This is a genomic window from Burkholderia metallica, from assembly GCF_001718555.1.
Classification (GTDB): domain Bacteria; phylum Pseudomonadota; class Gammaproteobacteria; order Burkholderiales; family Burkholderiaceae; genus Burkholderia; species Burkholderia metallica.
The window spans coordinates 363,440-377,530 of the sequence record NZ_CP013403.1 but is presented as its reverse complement, the minus strand read 5'-3'; the positions used below and the strand labels follow the sequence as shown (position 1 = coordinate 377,530).

At 67.0% G+C, this 14,091-nt stretch carries 13 protein-coding genes and 1 pseudogene; 9 read left to right on the top strand and 5 right to left on the bottom strand.

The annotated features are described in order from the left end of the window. Positions 1 to 5: 5 nt before the first annotated feature. Positions 6 to 1,250, bottom strand: coding sequence for an NADH:flavin oxidoreductase/NADH oxidase family protein (locus tag WJ16_RS21510; protein WP_069259114.1), 1,245 nt, complete (start codon positions 1,248 to 1,250; stop codon positions 6 to 8). A 77-nt stretch (positions 1,251 to 1,327) separates the two neighbouring features. Here WJ16_RS21510 and WJ16_RS21505 point away from each other — a divergent pair, with 77 nt between their 5' ends. From WJ16_RS21505 to WJ16_RS21495, 3 genes are all read left to right on the top strand, one after another. Further along, complete coding sequence (locus tag WJ16_RS21505; protein ID WP_069259113.1) at positions 1,328 to 1,786, top strand: MerR family transcriptional regulator; 459 nt, start codon at positions 1,328 to 1,330, stop codon at positions 1,784 to 1,786. Between the two features lie 106 nt (positions 1,787 to 1,892). Next, on the top strand, positions 1,893 to 2,591 hold the full coding sequence (locus WJ16_RS21500) for a hypothetical protein (protein WP_069261073.1): 699 nt from the start codon (positions 1,893 to 1,895) through the stop codon (positions 2,589 to 2,591). A 219-nt stretch (positions 2,592 to 2,810) separates the two neighbouring features. Continuing rightward, on the top strand, positions 2,811 to 3,131 hold the full coding sequence (locus tag WJ16_RS21495) for a DUF1330 domain-containing protein (RefSeq protein WP_069259112.1): 321 nt from the start codon (positions 2,811 to 2,813) through the stop codon (positions 3,129 to 3,131). A gap of 28 nt (positions 3,132 to 3,159) precedes the next feature. On the opposite strand, the gene WJ16_RS21490 is transcribed toward WJ16_RS21495, so the two are convergent. After that, entirely contained in the window at positions 3,160 to 3,996 is an 837-nt protein-coding gene (locus WJ16_RS21490) for an NAD-dependent epimerase/dehydratase family protein (RefSeq protein WP_069259111.1), read from the bottom strand. An 82-nt stretch (positions 3,997 to 4,078) separates the two neighbouring features. Between WJ16_RS21490 and WJ16_RS21485 the strand changes: the two genes are divergently transcribed. Beyond that, a complete protein-coding gene (locus tag WJ16_RS21485) occupies positions 4,079 to 5,182 on the top strand; it encodes a LacI family DNA-binding transcriptional regulator (RefSeq protein WP_069259110.1) in 1,104 nt (367 codons plus the stop codon). Between the two features lie 77 nt (positions 5,183 to 5,259). Here the strand turns inward: WJ16_RS21485 and WJ16_RS21480 are convergent, their stop codons facing one another. Then, the gene (locus tag WJ16_RS21480) at positions 5,260 to 6,552 is read right to left on the bottom strand and encodes an MFS transporter (protein ID WP_069261072.1); all 1,293 of its coding nucleotides are present in this window, start codon (positions 6,550 to 6,552) and stop codon (positions 5,260 to 5,262) included. A 340-nt stretch (positions 6,553 to 6,892) separates the two neighbouring features. Between WJ16_RS21480 and WJ16_RS21475 the strand changes: the two genes are divergently transcribed. After that, positions 6,893 to 8,353: a DNA-3-methyladenine glycosylase 2 family protein gene (locus tag WJ16_RS21475; RefSeq protein ID WP_069259109.1), complete on the top strand. Its 1,461-nt coding sequence runs from the start codon at positions 6,893 to 6,895 to the stop codon at positions 8,351 to 8,353. Beyond that, positions 8,350 to 8,883: a methylated-DNA--[protein]-cysteine S-methyltransferase gene (locus tag WJ16_RS21470; protein ID WP_069259108.1), complete on the top strand. Its 534-nt coding sequence runs from the start codon at positions 8,350 to 8,352 to the stop codon at positions 8,881 to 8,883. Before WJ16_RS21475 ends, WJ16_RS21470 begins: the two co-directional genes overlap by 4 nt. 22 nt (positions 8,884 to 8,905) lie before the next feature. On the opposite strand, the gene WJ16_RS21465 is transcribed toward WJ16_RS21470, so the two are convergent. Then, positions 8,906 to 9,724: an AraC family transcriptional regulator gene (locus tag WJ16_RS21465; protein WP_069259107.1), complete on the bottom strand. Its 819-nt coding sequence runs from the start codon at positions 9,722 to 9,724 to the stop codon at positions 8,906 to 8,908. Positions 9,725 to 9,801: 77 nt separating this feature from the next. Between WJ16_RS21465 and panB the strand changes: the two genes are divergently transcribed. Then, positions 9,802 to 10,680, top strand: coding sequence for a 3-methyl-2-oxobutanoate hydroxymethyltransferase (gene panB / locus WJ16_RS21460; protein WP_069259106.1), 879 nt, complete (start codon positions 9,802 to 9,804; stop codon positions 10,678 to 10,680). 37 nt (positions 10,681 to 10,717) lie between these two features. Here panB and WJ16_RS21455 read toward each other — a convergent pair whose 3' ends face one another. After that, the gene (locus WJ16_RS21455) at positions 10,718 to 11,209 is read right to left on the bottom strand and encodes an Lrp/AsnC family transcriptional regulator (protein WP_021160045.1); all 492 of its coding nucleotides are present in this window, start codon (positions 11,207 to 11,209) and stop codon (positions 10,718 to 10,720) included. Between the two features lie 156 nt (positions 11,210 to 11,365). On the opposite strand from WJ16_RS21455, the gene glmS reads away from it, so the two are divergent. Both glmS and WJ16_RS34985 read left to right on the top strand, forming a co-directional pair. Then, the gene (gene glmS, locus WJ16_RS21450) at positions 11,366 to 13,195 is read left to right on the top strand and encodes a glutamine--fructose-6-phosphate transaminase (isomerizing) (protein WP_069259105.1); all 1,830 of its coding nucleotides are present in this window, start codon (positions 11,366 to 11,368) and stop codon (positions 13,193 to 13,195) included. Between the two features lie 129 nt (positions 13,196 to 13,324). Beyond that, positions 13,325 to 13,959 (top strand): annotated as a pseudogene (locus tag WJ16_RS34985) (transposase); the annotation flags it as partial. Positions 13,960 to 14,091 lie beyond the last annotated feature (132 nt).

Below are 14,091 nucleotides of genomic sequence, written 5' to 3'. Positions count from 1 at the left end.
CGCCGTTACGCTCGCGTACCCGCCCCGCGCCCCGCCATCCACTTCCGGTAGCGCCGCGTCTGGCACTGCGTGGCCAGTTGCTGCCCGACCAGCGCGCGCAGCGGCGACACCTGCGGGTGGGTGCGCCGGCCTTCGCTGAGCCGCGTGAGCTGGAACTTGACGACGGCCATGTTGGCGAGCGCGCCCAGCACCTTGTTCTTCCACCGGATCGGCGCCAGCACCGGCGCGCTGTCCTTGCCGGCCCGCCAGTCGCGCGGCAGGTTCGGCTCGATCGACAAGGCGGTCGCGATGCCGACCATCGCCACGCCGCTGTCGACCACCTGCTCGGCCACCACGCGGCGCCGGATGCCGCCCGTGACCATCAGCGGCATGCGCGCGACGGCCGTGATGTCGCGTGCGAATTCGAGGAAATACGCTTCGCGGGCCAGCGTGCGCCCGTCGCGCGCCTCGCCCTGCATCGCCGGCACTTCATAGCTGCCGCCCGACAGTTCGACGAGATCGACGCCGAGCGGATTCAGCAGTTCGACCACGCGCTTCGCATCGTCCGCGCTGAAGCCGCCGCGCTGGAAATCAGCCGAGTTCAGCTTGACCGCGACCGCAAATTCCGGCGACACCGTCGCACGCACTTCCCGCACGATATCGAGCAGCAGGCGGGCGCGCCCCTCGATGCTGCCGCCCCACCGATCCTGCCGGCGGTTGGTCAGCGGCGACAGGAACTGGCTCAGCAGATAGCCGTGCGCCGCATGGATCTCCACGCCGGTGAAGCCGCTCTGCTCCGCGAGCTGGGCGGCGCGCACGAAGCGGCGCTGCACGTCGGCGATATCGGCCCGCGTCATCTCCTTCGGCACCGGGAACCGCTTCGACAGCGAACCGAGCGCGAGCGGCACGGCCGACGGCGCGAGCGTCGTCTGGCCGAGCGCCGCCTGCATCTGGCGCCCCGGGTGATTGATCTGCATCCAAACGTGCGCGCCGCCCGAGCGCGCCACCTGCGCCCAGCGGCGGAAGCGGTCGAGATGCGCGTCGTTCTCGAGCACGACGCCGTTCGGCCCCGTCATCGCGCGGCCGTCCACCATCACGTTGCCGGTCAGGATCAGGCCGACCTGGCCGTCGGCCCACGCCTGGTACAAGCGCAGCAATGCGTCGGACGGCGCGTGCTCCGCATCGGCCATGTTCTCTTCCATCGCGGCCTTGGCCAGACGGTTCGGAATCACCGCCCCGTTGGGCAGTGTCAGCGGCGTAAACAGGTTCATGGAGGACACCCTCGATTGACGATGACCCACGATAACTTTAAAGTCAACTTCAAGGTCAAGCGTTTTTGGAGCACATCATGAAAATCGGCGAACTGGCGAAAGCGAGCGGTCTCGCGGCGTCGCGGATCCGCTTCTACGAAGCGAGCGGGCTGCTCGAACCGGCCCGCCGGCAGGCAAACGGCTATCGGGAATACGGGGCGGAAGCGCTGACGCGGCTCTCGATCATCGACCGCGCGCAGCGCGCGGGCTTCGCGCTCGACGAAATCCGCGCGATACTGCCGCCCGATCTCGGCGTGTGGCAGCGCGACGAGTTACTGGTCGCGCTGCGGCACAAGGTCGACGAAATCAAGCTGCTCGAACGGCGTCTCGCGCACAACCGGCAGAGTCTGCAGACGCTGATCCACGAAATCGAACATAAGCCGGCGGGCGGCGACTGCGCGGCCGCCGCGCAACGGATGCTCGACCGGCTGGACGAGCAGGCCAGCCAGCCGCTGGAGCCCGCGCCCGTCGTGCGGCCGGTGCGCAAGCGTGCGTGACGGCCGGCTCCGCGCCGCGCATCGATCCCTCCACCCGCGCGCGATGGCGAGCCGGACCGACGCATGCGCGCCGGCGCCCGCGGCGCAACCTCATGACCCGATCCGCATGACGATCCCCCGCATCACACGATGCGTCGTTGCCGCGCTGCTGACGTTCGCCATCGGCAGCGCCTGCGCCGCGACGTGCGGCGAACCGGCTCCTTCGATCCGCTGCCCGGACACATCCGGCCTTCCGCACGACATCGTCGCGCAGCTTCCGGCCGGCTACGAAGCGCTGGATGCCACGTCGGGGCGCCTGACCGACGGCACCCGCATCGGCTATGTCGTCGTCGCGCATCGGCCCGACGATTCGATGCGCAACCCGTCGCCGCGCCCGCTGATGATTTTCCTGCCGGACAAGGACGGACACTACCGGCTCGCCGCGCGCAACGACGCCGTGATCATGCAGGCCGACGAAGACGGGATGGGCGATCCGTATCTCGACGGCGTGGCCGAGAACGCGCTCACGGTCGAGCCGCGCACCTTCACCGTCGAACAGGGCGTATTCATGGGGCCGAGCCACTGGCGCGACCGCGTGACGTTTCGCTACGACGCCGCGCATCGCACGTGGGTGTTCCATCGCGAAGTGACACGGAGCTGGCGGCTCAACGACGACCCGAACGGCGATGCGCTGAAGGCCGACCCGGTACGCGTCACGCGCGCGAATGCGGCGAAAGCCGTCACGTTCGAAGCGTGGCGGCCGGACTCCTGGTGCGATTCGGCCGAGCGGCGCGGCGCCGATCCGGCTTGCGGCAAGCCGCATTGACGGCGACGGGCAGCGCGGCTGCCCTGCTGCCCGGATGACGATGCGTGCGGGCAGGCGGGGCGCGGGGATGCCGCCGCGCGGCACGCGCGAAGTGCCCGACGGCTCGCTCAGCGCCCCTTCCGCCGCCGCGCGACTTTGCTTACGTCACAGGTAATCGACGCGCGGCACCCGCGCCGCGATCATCGCTCCATCGACCCGCATCACATCAAGGAGCCTGCCATGACCGCGTACGCCATCGCCCACCTGCACGACGTCGAGATGTGCGACGACATCGTCGAATACCTCGAACGCATCGACGGGACGCTCGCGCCGTACGACGGCCGCTTCGCGATACACGGCGCGCGGCCGGAGGTACGCGAAGGCGCGTGGCGCGGCGACCTGATCGCGATCGCGTTTCCCGATCTCGACACCGCGCGCGCGTGGTACGAATCGGATGCGTACCGGCAGATTCAGCCGCTGCGCGCACGGCACGCGAGCGGCCCGCTGATCCTGATCGACGGCGTCGACGAACGGCACCGCGCGACCGACATCCTGCGCTGAGCCGCGATGCGGGTGACGCCGGCGACGCTTACGACGCCTTGCGCTCCATCGGCTCGCCGACGACGAACCCGCCGCCCTGGAACCGCTGCGCGGGATCGTCGTAGTCGGCCGTCGGCGCGGTCACCGGGAACAAGCCGGCGAACTGCTCGGAGCTGTCGCGCGGGCGGAAGCCGAGGAAGCCGGCCTTCGTGTTGTCCCACCACTTCACCGGGTTGTCCGACGCGCCGTACACGATCGCGTGCCCGACGCGATTCGTCAGCAGCGAACAGCGCACGAGCTCGATGAAGTCGCGATAGCTGAGGAACGTGACGAGCATGCGCGGATTCTTCGGCACTTCGAACGATGAACCGATCCGCAGGCACACCGTCTCGATGCCGAAGCGGTCGAAGTAGTAGCGCGACAGCGATTCGCCGAAGCATTTCGTCACGCCGTACAGGCTGTCGGGGCGCAGCGGCGAATCGGCGTCGAGCACTTCGGTGACCGGATGGAAGCCGATCGCATGGTTCGAGCTCGCGAACACGACGCGCTTCACGCCATGCTTGCGCGCGGCTTCGTACAGGTTGTACGTGCCGGTGATGTTCGCGCCGACGAGATCGTCGAACGGCGCGTCGACCGAAATGCCGCCGAGGTGGACGATCGCGTCGACGCCGTCGACGAGCTGCATCACCGCGGCCCGGTCGGCCAGATCGACGACGCGGGTTTCTTCATGCGGGGCTGCGTCGCCGAGCGTCGCGATGTCGCTGACGCGCACGACGTCGGCCCAGTCGGCGAGCGCGCCGCGCAACTGGCGGCCGAGGTTGCCGGCCGCGCCCGTCAGCAGCAGGCGCCCGAACGGTTTGCGCGCGCCGGTGGATGAGGCGTTCATCGAATCTCCTTGAATCTGACCTGAAATCTGACTGAGGTGGAAAACGTTTTCCAACTATACGCGGGAGCGCCGCCGAACGTCAATGGTCGAACCCGTTCGCAACCCTCCGCACTTTCCCGATATCGGCGCGTGGCCGCGCGCCTCCTTTTTCTGCCACAATCCGGCGTTATCGAACGAAAACGTTACCCTCCGGATGAAAAAAGTTTCCCCGACGATCCGCGACGTGGCGGCGGAAGCCGGCGTGTCGGTCGCGACGGTATCGAAATACGTGAACGGTACGCAGCGCTTCTCGCCGACCGTCGAAGCACGGCTCAAGGAAGCCATCGACCGGCTCGGCTACCGCTCGAACCCGCTCGCGCGCTCGATGATCACGGGCCGCACGCGCACGATCGGCCTCGTGATCCTCGACATCAGCAACCCGCACTTCACGAACGTGGTGAAGGGTGCGAACCGCGTCGCGCTGCAGCACGACTACACGCTGCTGCTCGTCGATACCGAGGAGAGCCAGGCGCGCGAACGCTCGCTGATCGAGGCGCTCGCGCAGCGCGTCGACGGGCTGATCGTCAGCACGCGGATGCCGGACGATGAAGCCGGCTGGATGCTCGATCTCAACAAGCCGCTCGTGCTGCTGCGCCGCAGCCCCGGCCTGCCGATTCCGAGCGTCGGCATCGACAACCGGCTGTCGACCTACATGCTCGCGCGGCATCTGCTCAACCTCGGCCACACGCGCATCGCGTATCTCGGCTTCGGCAGCGCGCGCGTGAACGACGAGCGGATCCAGGGCGCGCGCGACTGTCTCGCGGAAGCCGGGCTCACGCTCGACGTGCACGATGCGCATGCGCCGACCGCCGAAGCCGGCGAACGCGCGTGTTCGCGCGTGATGCTCGGGCCGCAGCGTCCGCAGGCCGTGATCTGCTACAACGACCTGATCGCGCTCGGCTTCATGAAGGAAGCCGCGTCGCTCGGTTTCCGGCTGCCGCAGGACGTGTCGGTCGCCGGCATCGACAACGTGCCGTACGGCGAATACGCGGCACCCGCGCTGACGACCGTCGACATCCAGAGCGAGAACATGGGCGAACTCGCGATGCAGAAGCTGATCGACGCGCTCGCGGGCCGCACCGACGCGAGCTATTCGACGTTCGAGCCGCGGCTGATCATGCGTGCGTCGACGGCGGCGGCCGGCTGAGTTTCCCGCTTCGCGCCTTCAATGAAAACGCGCCGCCCGAGGGCGGCGCGTTCGTTCGTCGACACTCGATCACGCACTCATGCGTCGAGCTGCGCCGGCTTCATCTTCGGCGTAAGCACGTGCATCACGGCCAGCGCGATCAGGTACGCCGATGCGCCGATCGCGAATAGCACCCAGTAGTGGCCCGTGCGCTGCAGCACCTGGCCGATCACTTCCGAGAACAGCACGCCGCCGATCGATCCGGCCATCCCGCCGATGCCGACGACCGACGCCACCGCGCGACGCGGGAACAGGTCGGACGCGGTCGTGAACAGGTTCGCCGACCAGCCCTGGTGCGCGGCGGCGGCGAGGCCGACGATCATCACCGCGACCCACAGGCTCTGCACCTGCGACACGAACGCGATCGGCAGCACGCAGCATGCGCAGATCAGCATCGCCGTCTTGCGCGCCCGGTTCACGCTCCAGCCCGCGCGCAGCAGCTTCGACGACAGCCAGCCGCCGCCGATACTGCCGACCGTCGTCAGCGCATAGATGCAGACGAGCGGCAGCCCGATGTGCTGCATGTCCATCCCGCGCGATTCGTTGAGCCACTTCGGCAGCCAGAACAGGTAGAACCACCACACCGGGTCGGTCAGGAACTTGCCGATCAGGAATGCCCACGTCTCGCGCTTGCGGATCAGCTCGCCCCAGCGCGGCGCGCCGGCGTTCGCGTTCGCCGCATCGAGCGCCTCGGCTTCGTCGCGCGGCTCGTCGTACTCCGCGGCGAGCGCGCGCGTATCGGCCTGACGATAGAGCACGAGCCACACCGCGAGCCACACGATGCCGATCGCGCCGATGATCACGAACGCCGCGCGCCAGCCGTAGGCCACCGCGATCGCCGGGATAATCGCCGGCGCGAACACCGCGCCGATGTTCGCGCCCGAGTTGAAGATGCCGGTGGCGAGTGCGCGCTCGCGGCGCGGGAACCATTCGGCCGTCGTCTTGATCGCGGCCGGGAAGTTGCCGCCTTCACCGATCCCGAGCAGCGCGCGCACGAACGCGAACCCCATCACCGAGCCGACCGCCGCATGCAGCATCGCGGCGATGCTCCACACCAGCATCGCCAGCGCGTACGAGATGCGCGTGCCGAGCCAGTCGACGATGCGCCCGAAACCGAGCAGGCCGATCGCATAGAACGCCGAAAACGCCATCACGATGCGGCCGTACTGCACCTGGCTCCAGCCGATGTCGTGCTGGAGCATCGGCGCGAGCAGGCCGAGGATCTGCCGATCCATGTAGTTGATCACGGTCGCGAAAAACAGCAGCGCACAGACGGTCCAGCGGTAGCGGCTGGCGGCGGCGCGCACGGCGCCGACGACGGCAGATTGCATGAATGTCTCCGATGCGCGGTCGCGCCCGTCGCGCCGCACGAAGTTCGTTGACCGGCGACCGGCGCCGGGGCGGACGGCGACGCGCTGCTGCGCACGACCGATTCCGCCGATAGTCTGGAAAACGTTTTTCAAAGGATAGGACGTGTGCCGGCGCCCTGTCAGTCGGGGATTTCGATGAGTCATCTCAAATTGACCACCGCAAAAGAGACGACTGTTTCGCAACGTGGCATTAACCGTTTTTCCCAGATTTTCCGGCAGGCGCGCGCGAGGGAGATGGCGGTCGATACACAGGTCCGATTCCAGCCAGAAACGGGGGCGGGGATGGTTTACAGTCCGTCTCATGCGACTCGATCCCGACACCTGCTACGACGCGCTGCTTTCGCGAAACCGCCGCTTCGACGGCTGGTTCTTCGTCGGCGTTGCGACGACGGGCGTGTATTGCCGCCCCGTCTGCCCGGTGAAGCCGCCGAAAGCGCGGAACTGCAGCTACTACCCGACCGCAGCAGCAGCCGAGAAAGCCGGCTTTCGACCCTGCATGCGCTGCCGCCCCGAGCTCGCGCCCGGCCACGGGCTGCTCGACCTGTCCGGCAATCTCGCCGACGCGGCCGCCACGCTGATCGAGGACGGTTTCCTGAACGCGCATTCCGTCGATGCGCTGGCGCAGCGCGTCGGCGTGACCGAGCGCCATTTGCGCCGGATCTTCGGTGCGCAGTTCGGCGTGTCGCCGGTCGAGTTCGCGCAGACGCACCGGTTGCTGATGGCCAAGCGGCTGCTGACCGACACCGCACTGCCGGTGGTCGTCGTCGCATCGACGGCCGGGTTCGGCAGCGTCCGGCGCTTCAACGACCTGTTCCTGCAGCGTTACGGCCTCAATCCGCTGCGACTGCGCAAAGGCGCACGCGCGCCGGCCGACGGCGACATGACGTTTCCGCTGCCGTACCGGCCGCCGTTCGCATGGGCCGATCTGATGCGCTTTCTCGCGCAGCGGCAGATCGACGGCGTCGAGCGGATCGATGCGCAAGGTTATGCGCGCGTCGTCGAATTGCCGGACCGGCACGGCAAGCCGGGCCACGGCCGCGTGACCGGCTGGGTGTCGGTGACGCACGTGCCGCAGCGCTTCGCGCTGGCCGTCACCGTATCGCCCGCGCTGACGCCGGTCGTGCCGGCCGTGCTCGCCCGCGTGCGGCGGCTGTTCGACCTCGACAGCCGCCCCGACGTGATCGATGCGCATCTCGGCGAACTCGCGAGCGGCTCGCCGGGCCTGCGCGTGCCCGGCGCATTCGACGGTGTCGAGATCGCGATCCGCGCGATCGCGGGCGAACGGCTCGCCGCGGCGCACGCGGGCACGCCTTGGCTCGCCCGCATCGCCGAACGTTTCGGCACCGCGGCGCAAGGCGCGCCGCCGGGCCTCACGCACGCGCTGCCGTGCGCCGCGACGCTGGCCGCGCTGCCGCCCGCCGCCCTCGAAACGCTCGGCATCGCGCGCGTCGCCGCGGCGGCGATCGTGTCGCTCGCCCGCGCGGTCGACGACGGCACGCTCGCGCTCGAACCGATGGCGCCGCTCGACGCGACGCTCGCTGCGCTGCGCGCGATGCCCGGTTTCGACGAACGCGCGGTGCAGTACGTCGCGATGCGCGCGATGGCGTGGCCAAATGCGTTCCCGGTCGACGATGCGTGGCTGCCCGCCCGCGCCGAACGCGCCCGTGTGCCATCATCCGTGCCGCATGCGGCGCGCTGGGCGCCGTGGCGCGCATATGCCGCACTGCACGTGTGGCGTCTTCATGGAGATGTCGTGCGATGACCCCCGCTCACCTGATTCCGAGCCCGCTGGGCGACATCGCCGTGCGCATCGAGGACGACGCGCTGACCGGCCTCTACTTCGTCGGCCAGAAATACTTCCCGTCGGTGGCGATCGTGAGCGAAGCGGATGCGCTCGCAATGTCGCCGCTCGCACGCCGCGTCGCGGACGAAGTCGCCGAATACTTCACCGGAACGCGCGAGACCTTCTCGGTGCCGATTCGCCTGAACGGCACCGCGTTTCAGCGACGGGTGTGGAAGGAGCTGCTCGCGATTCCGTTCGGCGAGCTCGTCACGTACGGCGACATCACCGCGCGCGTCGGGTTGCCGATGAGCGGCGCGCGTGCGGTGGGCGGCGCGGTGGGCCGCAATCCGGTGTCGATCATGGTGCCGTGCCATCGCGTGATCGGCGCATCGGGCAGCCTGACCGGCTATGCGGGCGGCATCGACCGCAAGCGCGCGCTGCTGTCGCTCGAAGGCGCCGGGTTCGCGCGCGACGCCCGCCAGCCGGTACAGCAGGCGCTCGCGTTCTGAGCGGCGGCGCGCCGCCGCGACGTTACGCGTTCAATACCGGCCGGCGCGCTTCACGCTTCGCATACGCGCCGGGCGTCACGAGGAATTTCGCGTGGAACAGCGCGATGAACGACGACGTCGAGTCGTAGCCCAGTTGCGCGGCCACCGTGCCGATCGGCTCGCCCGCGTCGAGCAGCGGCAGCGAAGCAAGCAGCCGCAGTGCCTGCCGCCATTCGGTGAACGACAAGCCCGTGTCCTGCCGGAACAGCCGTGAAAGCGTGCGCCGCGTCGCGCCGACCTGATGGCCCCATTCGTCGAGGCTGCGCGCATCGCCCGGATACGCATGCAATGCACGCGCGATTTTCAGCAGGCGCGCGTCGCGCGGCAGCGGCACCGTCAGCGGTGCCTCCCGCATCCGGGCGATCCGGTCGGCGATCAAGCACACGAGTGCACCGTCCGGCCCCGTCTCGTCGTAGTTCACCGGCAATTCCGCCGTGGCGATCACCAACTCGCGCAGCAGCGGCGTCATGCAGAGGATCGCGCAATCGTCGTGCACGTCGTCGCGCGCGATCGCGGCGTCGAGATACAGGCTGTGGAACGCGACGCAGTCGCGCGTCGACACCGCATGCGGCACGTGCGGCGGAATCCACATCGCATAGTGCGGCGGCAGCAGGTGCCGGCCCGACGGCGTCTCGACCTCGAGCACGCCGCTCGTCGCATACATCAGCTGCGCCCAAGGATGACTGTGCGCGTCGACGCTCGCGTTGCCGGGAATCTCGAACGCGCGCACGTACAGCGGCCTCGGCAGGCGCGCCATCGGCGGCACCGCGTAAGCGTCACCCGATTGTCCCGCCAGCAACATAAGACGTCCTCCGAAGGTCATTTCACGAACGAGCGCGATGCTACCGTGGCGGCTCTTCCTTCACACGGCTTCCGCCCATGAGCGCTCATACCCGCACTACCCGCAAGACCGTCACCGCGATCCGTTCGACCAAGGGCATCGGCAGCCTCGTGTCGCTGACCGCGTATTCCGCGCCGATGGCGAAGCTAGTCGACGAGGTGGCCGACGTGATCATCGTCGGCGACTCCGTCGGCATGGTGCTGTACGGGATGCCCGATACGCTGCCCGTCACGCTCGACATGATGATTGCACACGGGGCGGCCGTCGTGCGCGGCGCTGCGCAGGCGTGTGTGGTCGTCGACCTGCCGTTCTCGACCTACCAGGAATCGCCTGCACAGGCGTATCGCTCCGCTGCGCGCCTGCTCGCCGAAACCGGCGCGCAGGCCGTGAAGCTCGAAGGCGGCAGCGAGATGGCCGATACGATCCGCTTCCTGACCGCGCGCGGCATCCCGGTGATGGCGCACGTCGGTCTCATGCCGCAGCAGGCCAACGCGACGGGCGGCTTCCGCGCGCAAGGGATGGACCCGCGCTCGGCCGCGCAGGTGTTCGACGCCGCCTGCTCGGCCGAACGCGCCGGCGCGTTCAGCGTCGTCATCGAAGGCACGGCCGAAGCGCTCGCGCGCCATCTGACCGAAACGCTGACGATCCCGACGATCGGCATCGGCGCATCGCCCGCGTGCGACGGGCAGGTGCTCGTGACCGAGGACCTGATCGGCGCATTCGACGCGTACACGCCGCGCTTCGTGAAGCGTTACGCCGATGCGAATGCGGTGACGCGCGACGCGATCCGCCAGTACGCGCACGACGTGCGGCAGCGCGTGTTTCCGGAGCCCGCGCATTGCTTCGGGTACGGCAAGCCGCTGCAACTGGCAGGGGTGACAGGCGTGCCCGATGCCGCTGGTGCGGCTGCGCCGTGACGGACGCCGCGAACGCACGGCGAACGGCGCGATCGCTTCATGCGCGCTTGCGCATCGCATGCGTGACGCGCGCGTTCGCCTCGAACTTCGCGCGATGCGTCGAGAAGAACGTCCGTACGTTGCGCACGTTCGACGCGCCGGTAAACAGCCTTCGCGCGAATTCGTCGTATTCGGCGACGTCGGCCAGATCGGCCACCACGACGAAATCGGGCCCCGGCGACACGCGATAGCACTGCGTGACGGCCGGCTCCGCGCACACGTACGCTTCGAACGCGTCGTAGTCCTCGGCCGTCTGCCGGTCGAGGCTGATCTCGATCAACGCGGTGACGGCCGTGCCGATCGCGACGGGATCGAGCACCGCCACCTGCCGGCGGATCACGCCGGCCTCCGTCAGCCGACGCACGCGACGCATGCAGGTAGGCGGCGACGACAGCGCGCGCTCGGCCAGTTGCAGGTTCGACACCGACGCGTCGTCCTGCAGGATCGCGAGAATGCGCAGGTCGAGATCGTCGAGGGTGATGCCGGCCATCGGCGGCTCCTTCCAGTCAGGGCGTGAAATTTAATTTCAACATGATAGACCATCTGCCGCTCATTTCATTTATGCGAATATTTTGAAATTTAATTCCATTTGGCTCGCCCTACCATCGCTCTCACTGATCCAGACAGGACATTTACGGAGCGTGATATGTGTGGAATTGTCGGGGCGGTCGCCCAGCGGGACATCCTGCCGAACCTGGTCGACGGCCTGAAGCGGCTCGAATACCGCGGCTACGATTCATGCGGCGTCGTGGTGTATCGCGATCGGGCACTGGCGCGCGCACGCAGTGTCGACCGGGTGGCCAACCTGCAGCGCGAGATCGCCGCGCAGGCGCTGTCCGGCTATACCGGCATCGCGCATACGCGCTGGGCCACGCACGGCGCGCCCGTCACGCTCAATGCGCATCCGCACTTCTCGCCGAGCGACGCCAATGCGCGCATCGCGCTGTCGCACAACGGGATCATCGAGAACTGCGATCAATTGCGTGCGGAATTGCAGGCGCACGGCTACGTGTTCGCGAGCCAGACCGACAGCGAGGCGATCGCGCACCTGATCGACCACCTGTACGACGGCGATCTGTTCGATGCGGTACGGCGCGCGGTCGCGCGACTGCGCGGCAGCTATGCGATCGCGGTGATGTGCCGCGACGAGCCGCACCGGATCGTCGGCGCACGCGACGGGATGCCGCTCGTGGTCGGCGTCGGCGAAGGCGAGAATTTTCTGGCTTCCGATGCGATTGCGCTGTCGGGCATCACCGATCGCATCGCCTATCTGGAGAACGGCGACGTCGCCGATATCCAGCTGCATCGCTACTGGATCGTCGATGCGAACGGCCAGCGCGTCGAGCGCGCGGTGCAACGCGTCGCCGCGCATAGCGGCGCGGCGGATCTCGGCTCGTATCGCTACTACATGCAGAAGGAGATCTTCGAGCAGCCGCAGGCGGTGGCCGATACGTTGCTCGATGTCTCGTCGATCATGCCCGAGCTGTTCGGTGACGGTGCGTGGCGCGTGTTCAACGACGTCGATTCGGTGCTGTTGCTCGCGTGCGGCGGCAGCTACCACGCGGCGCTCACCGCGAAATACTGGATCGAGAGCATCGCGAAGCTGCCGGCCAGCGTCGAAATTGCGAGCGAGTTCCGGTATCGCGACAGTGTGCCGAATCCGCGTACGCTCGTCGTCGCGGTGTCGCAAAGCGGCGAGACGGCGGATGTGCTGGGTGCGGTGCATGTCGCGAAGCGCATCGGGATGATGCATACGCTCGCGATCTGCAACGTCGCGACGAGTGCGTTGATGCGCGAATGCGCGCTGCAGTTCGTCACGCGCGCGGGGATCGAGATCGGGGTGGCTTCGACGAAGGCTTTTACGACGCAGCTCGTTGCGTTGTTTCTGCTGGCGCTATCGCTTGCGCAGGTGCGCGGGCGGTTGAGCGACGACGACGAGAAGGAGCATTTGCGGGCGCTGCGGCATCTGCCCGATGCGATGTCGAAAGTGCTCGCGCTGGAGCCGCAGATCATGGCGTGGTCGGAACTGCTCGCACGACGCGACAACATGCTGTTTCTCGGGCGCGGGATGCATTATCCGATCGCGCTGGAAGGTGCGTTGAAGATGAAGGAGATTTCTTATATTCACGCTGAAGCGTATCCGGCCGGCGAGTTGAAGCATGGGCCGCTGGCGCTGGTGAGCAACGAGATGCCGGTGATTGCCGTGGCGCCGAACGACATGCTGCTCGAGAAGCTCCGGTCGAACATGCATGAGGTCAGTGCGCGGAATGGACGGCTTTTTGTCTTTGCGGATGTGGACTGTGGATTGGTGCCGAGTGAAGGGATCGAGGTGATTCGGCTCAATGAATACTACGGGCCGCTTTCGCCGATTCTGCATACGGTGCCGATGCAGCTGTTGGCGTATCACGCGGCGTTGGCACGGGGGACGGATATTGATAAGCCCAGGAATCTGGCGAAGTCGGTGACGGTGGAGTGAGGTTTTTTAGAGAGGAAAGGTTGTGTGCTCAGGTGCATTAATTTCGGTTGACCCTGACCCAAGAAATAGTCCGGTTCAAAAGTAGAGAAATTCGGCATGATGTGTCCAAGCGGACACGAAGGCTATGCCATGAAGACAAGCAAGTTTACGGAAGAGCAGATCGCATTTGCACTGAAGCAAGCCGAGTTGGGGACGAAGGTCGAAGAGATCTGCCGCAAGCTCGGAATCAGCGAGGCGACTTTCTACAACTGGAAGAAGAAATTCGGAGGTCTGGGGCCTTCTGAGTTGCGCCGCTTGCGCCAGCTCGAAGAGGAAAACGCGAAGTTGAAGCGGCTCGTAGCAGACCTGAGCCTGGACAAGGCCATGCTGCAGGACGTACTCGCAAAAAAGCTCTGAAGCCTTCCCGTCGGCGCATGTTGATCGATGAGTTGCGTGATCGCTATCGAACCAGCTTGACGAAGACATGCGCGTTGTTTGGCATGTCTCGTTCGCTGTATCGGTATCAGTCGGTTGCGCGCGATTCGTCGGCGCTGCTCATGCGTATCAAGGAAATCACCGCCACGCGCGTGCACTACGGGTATCGACGCGTTCATGTGGTCCTGCGACGGGAAGGCTGGCGAGATAATTGCAAGCGCGTCTACAGGCTGTATCGTGCGGAGGGCCTGTCACTGCGGCATAAGCGACCACGACGTAACAAATCGGCTCGGCTGCGACAGCCCAAGCACATCGTGACCGCGATCAACGAAATCTGGAGCATGGATTTCTCTATGGTCCACCCGCAAACCGCAAGCGCAGACTGGTGGCGATAGACGACTCGCGTTTATCTATCCGGCCTGTAGCGATCCGATCGAAGCCGGATCTGGCCTGCATGATGTAGTCGCACGCTTCCGTCCCAA

What these genes read in the sequence shown, in the direction of transcription:
- WJ16_RS21470 (WP_069259108.1), top strand. Translation starts at nt 8,350, where the DNA reads ATGACCCCCGCTCACCTGATTCCGAGCCCGCTGGGCGACATCGCCGTG.
- WJ16_RS21495 (WP_069259112.1), top strand. Translation starts at nt 2,811, where the DNA reads ATGACCGCGTACGCCATCGCCCACCTGCACGACGTCGAGATGTGCGAC.
- WJ16_RS21500 (WP_069261073.1), top strand. Translation starts at nt 1,893, where the DNA reads ATGACGATCCCCCGCATCACACGATGCGTCGTTGCCGCGCTGCTGACG.
- panB (WP_069259106.1), top strand. Translation starts at nt 9,802, where the DNA reads ATGAGCGCTCATACCCGCACTACCCGCAAGACCGTCACCGCGATCCGT.
- WJ16_RS21465 (WP_069259107.1), bottom strand. Translation starts at nt 9,724, where the DNA reads ATGTTGCTGGCGGGACAATCGGGTGACGCTTACGCGGTGCCGCCGATG.
- WJ16_RS21505 (WP_069259113.1), top strand. Translation starts at nt 1,328, where the DNA reads ATGAAAATCGGCGAACTGGCGAAAGCGAGCGGTCTCGCGGCGTCGCGG.
- WJ16_RS21480 (WP_069261072.1), bottom strand. Translation starts at nt 6,552, where the DNA reads ATGCAATCTGCCGTCGTCGGCGCCGTGCGCGCCGCCGCCAGCCGCTAC.
- WJ16_RS21455 (WP_021160045.1), bottom strand. Translation starts at nt 11,209, where the DNA reads ATGGCCGGCATCACCCTCGACGATCTCGACCTGCGCATTCTCGCGATC.
- glmS (WP_069259105.1), top strand. Translation starts at nt 11,366, where the DNA reads ATGTGTGGAATTGTCGGGGCGGTCGCCCAGCGGGACATCCTGCCGAAC.
- WJ16_RS21475 (WP_069259109.1), top strand. Translation starts at nt 6,893, where the DNA reads ATGCGACTCGATCCCGACACCTGCTACGACGCGCTGCTTTCGCGAAAC.
- WJ16_RS21510 (WP_069259114.1), bottom strand. Translation starts at nt 1,250, where the DNA reads ATGAACCTGTTTACGCCGCTGACACTGCCCAACGGGGCGGTGATTCCG.
- WJ16_RS21485 (WP_069259110.1), top strand. Translation starts at nt 4,079, where the DNA reads ATGGTCGAACCCGTTCGCAACCCTCCGCACTTTCCCGATATCGGCGCG.
- WJ16_RS21490 (WP_069259111.1), bottom strand. Translation starts at nt 3,996, where the DNA reads ATGAACGCCTCATCCACCGGCGCGCGCAAACCGTTCGGGCGCCTGCTG.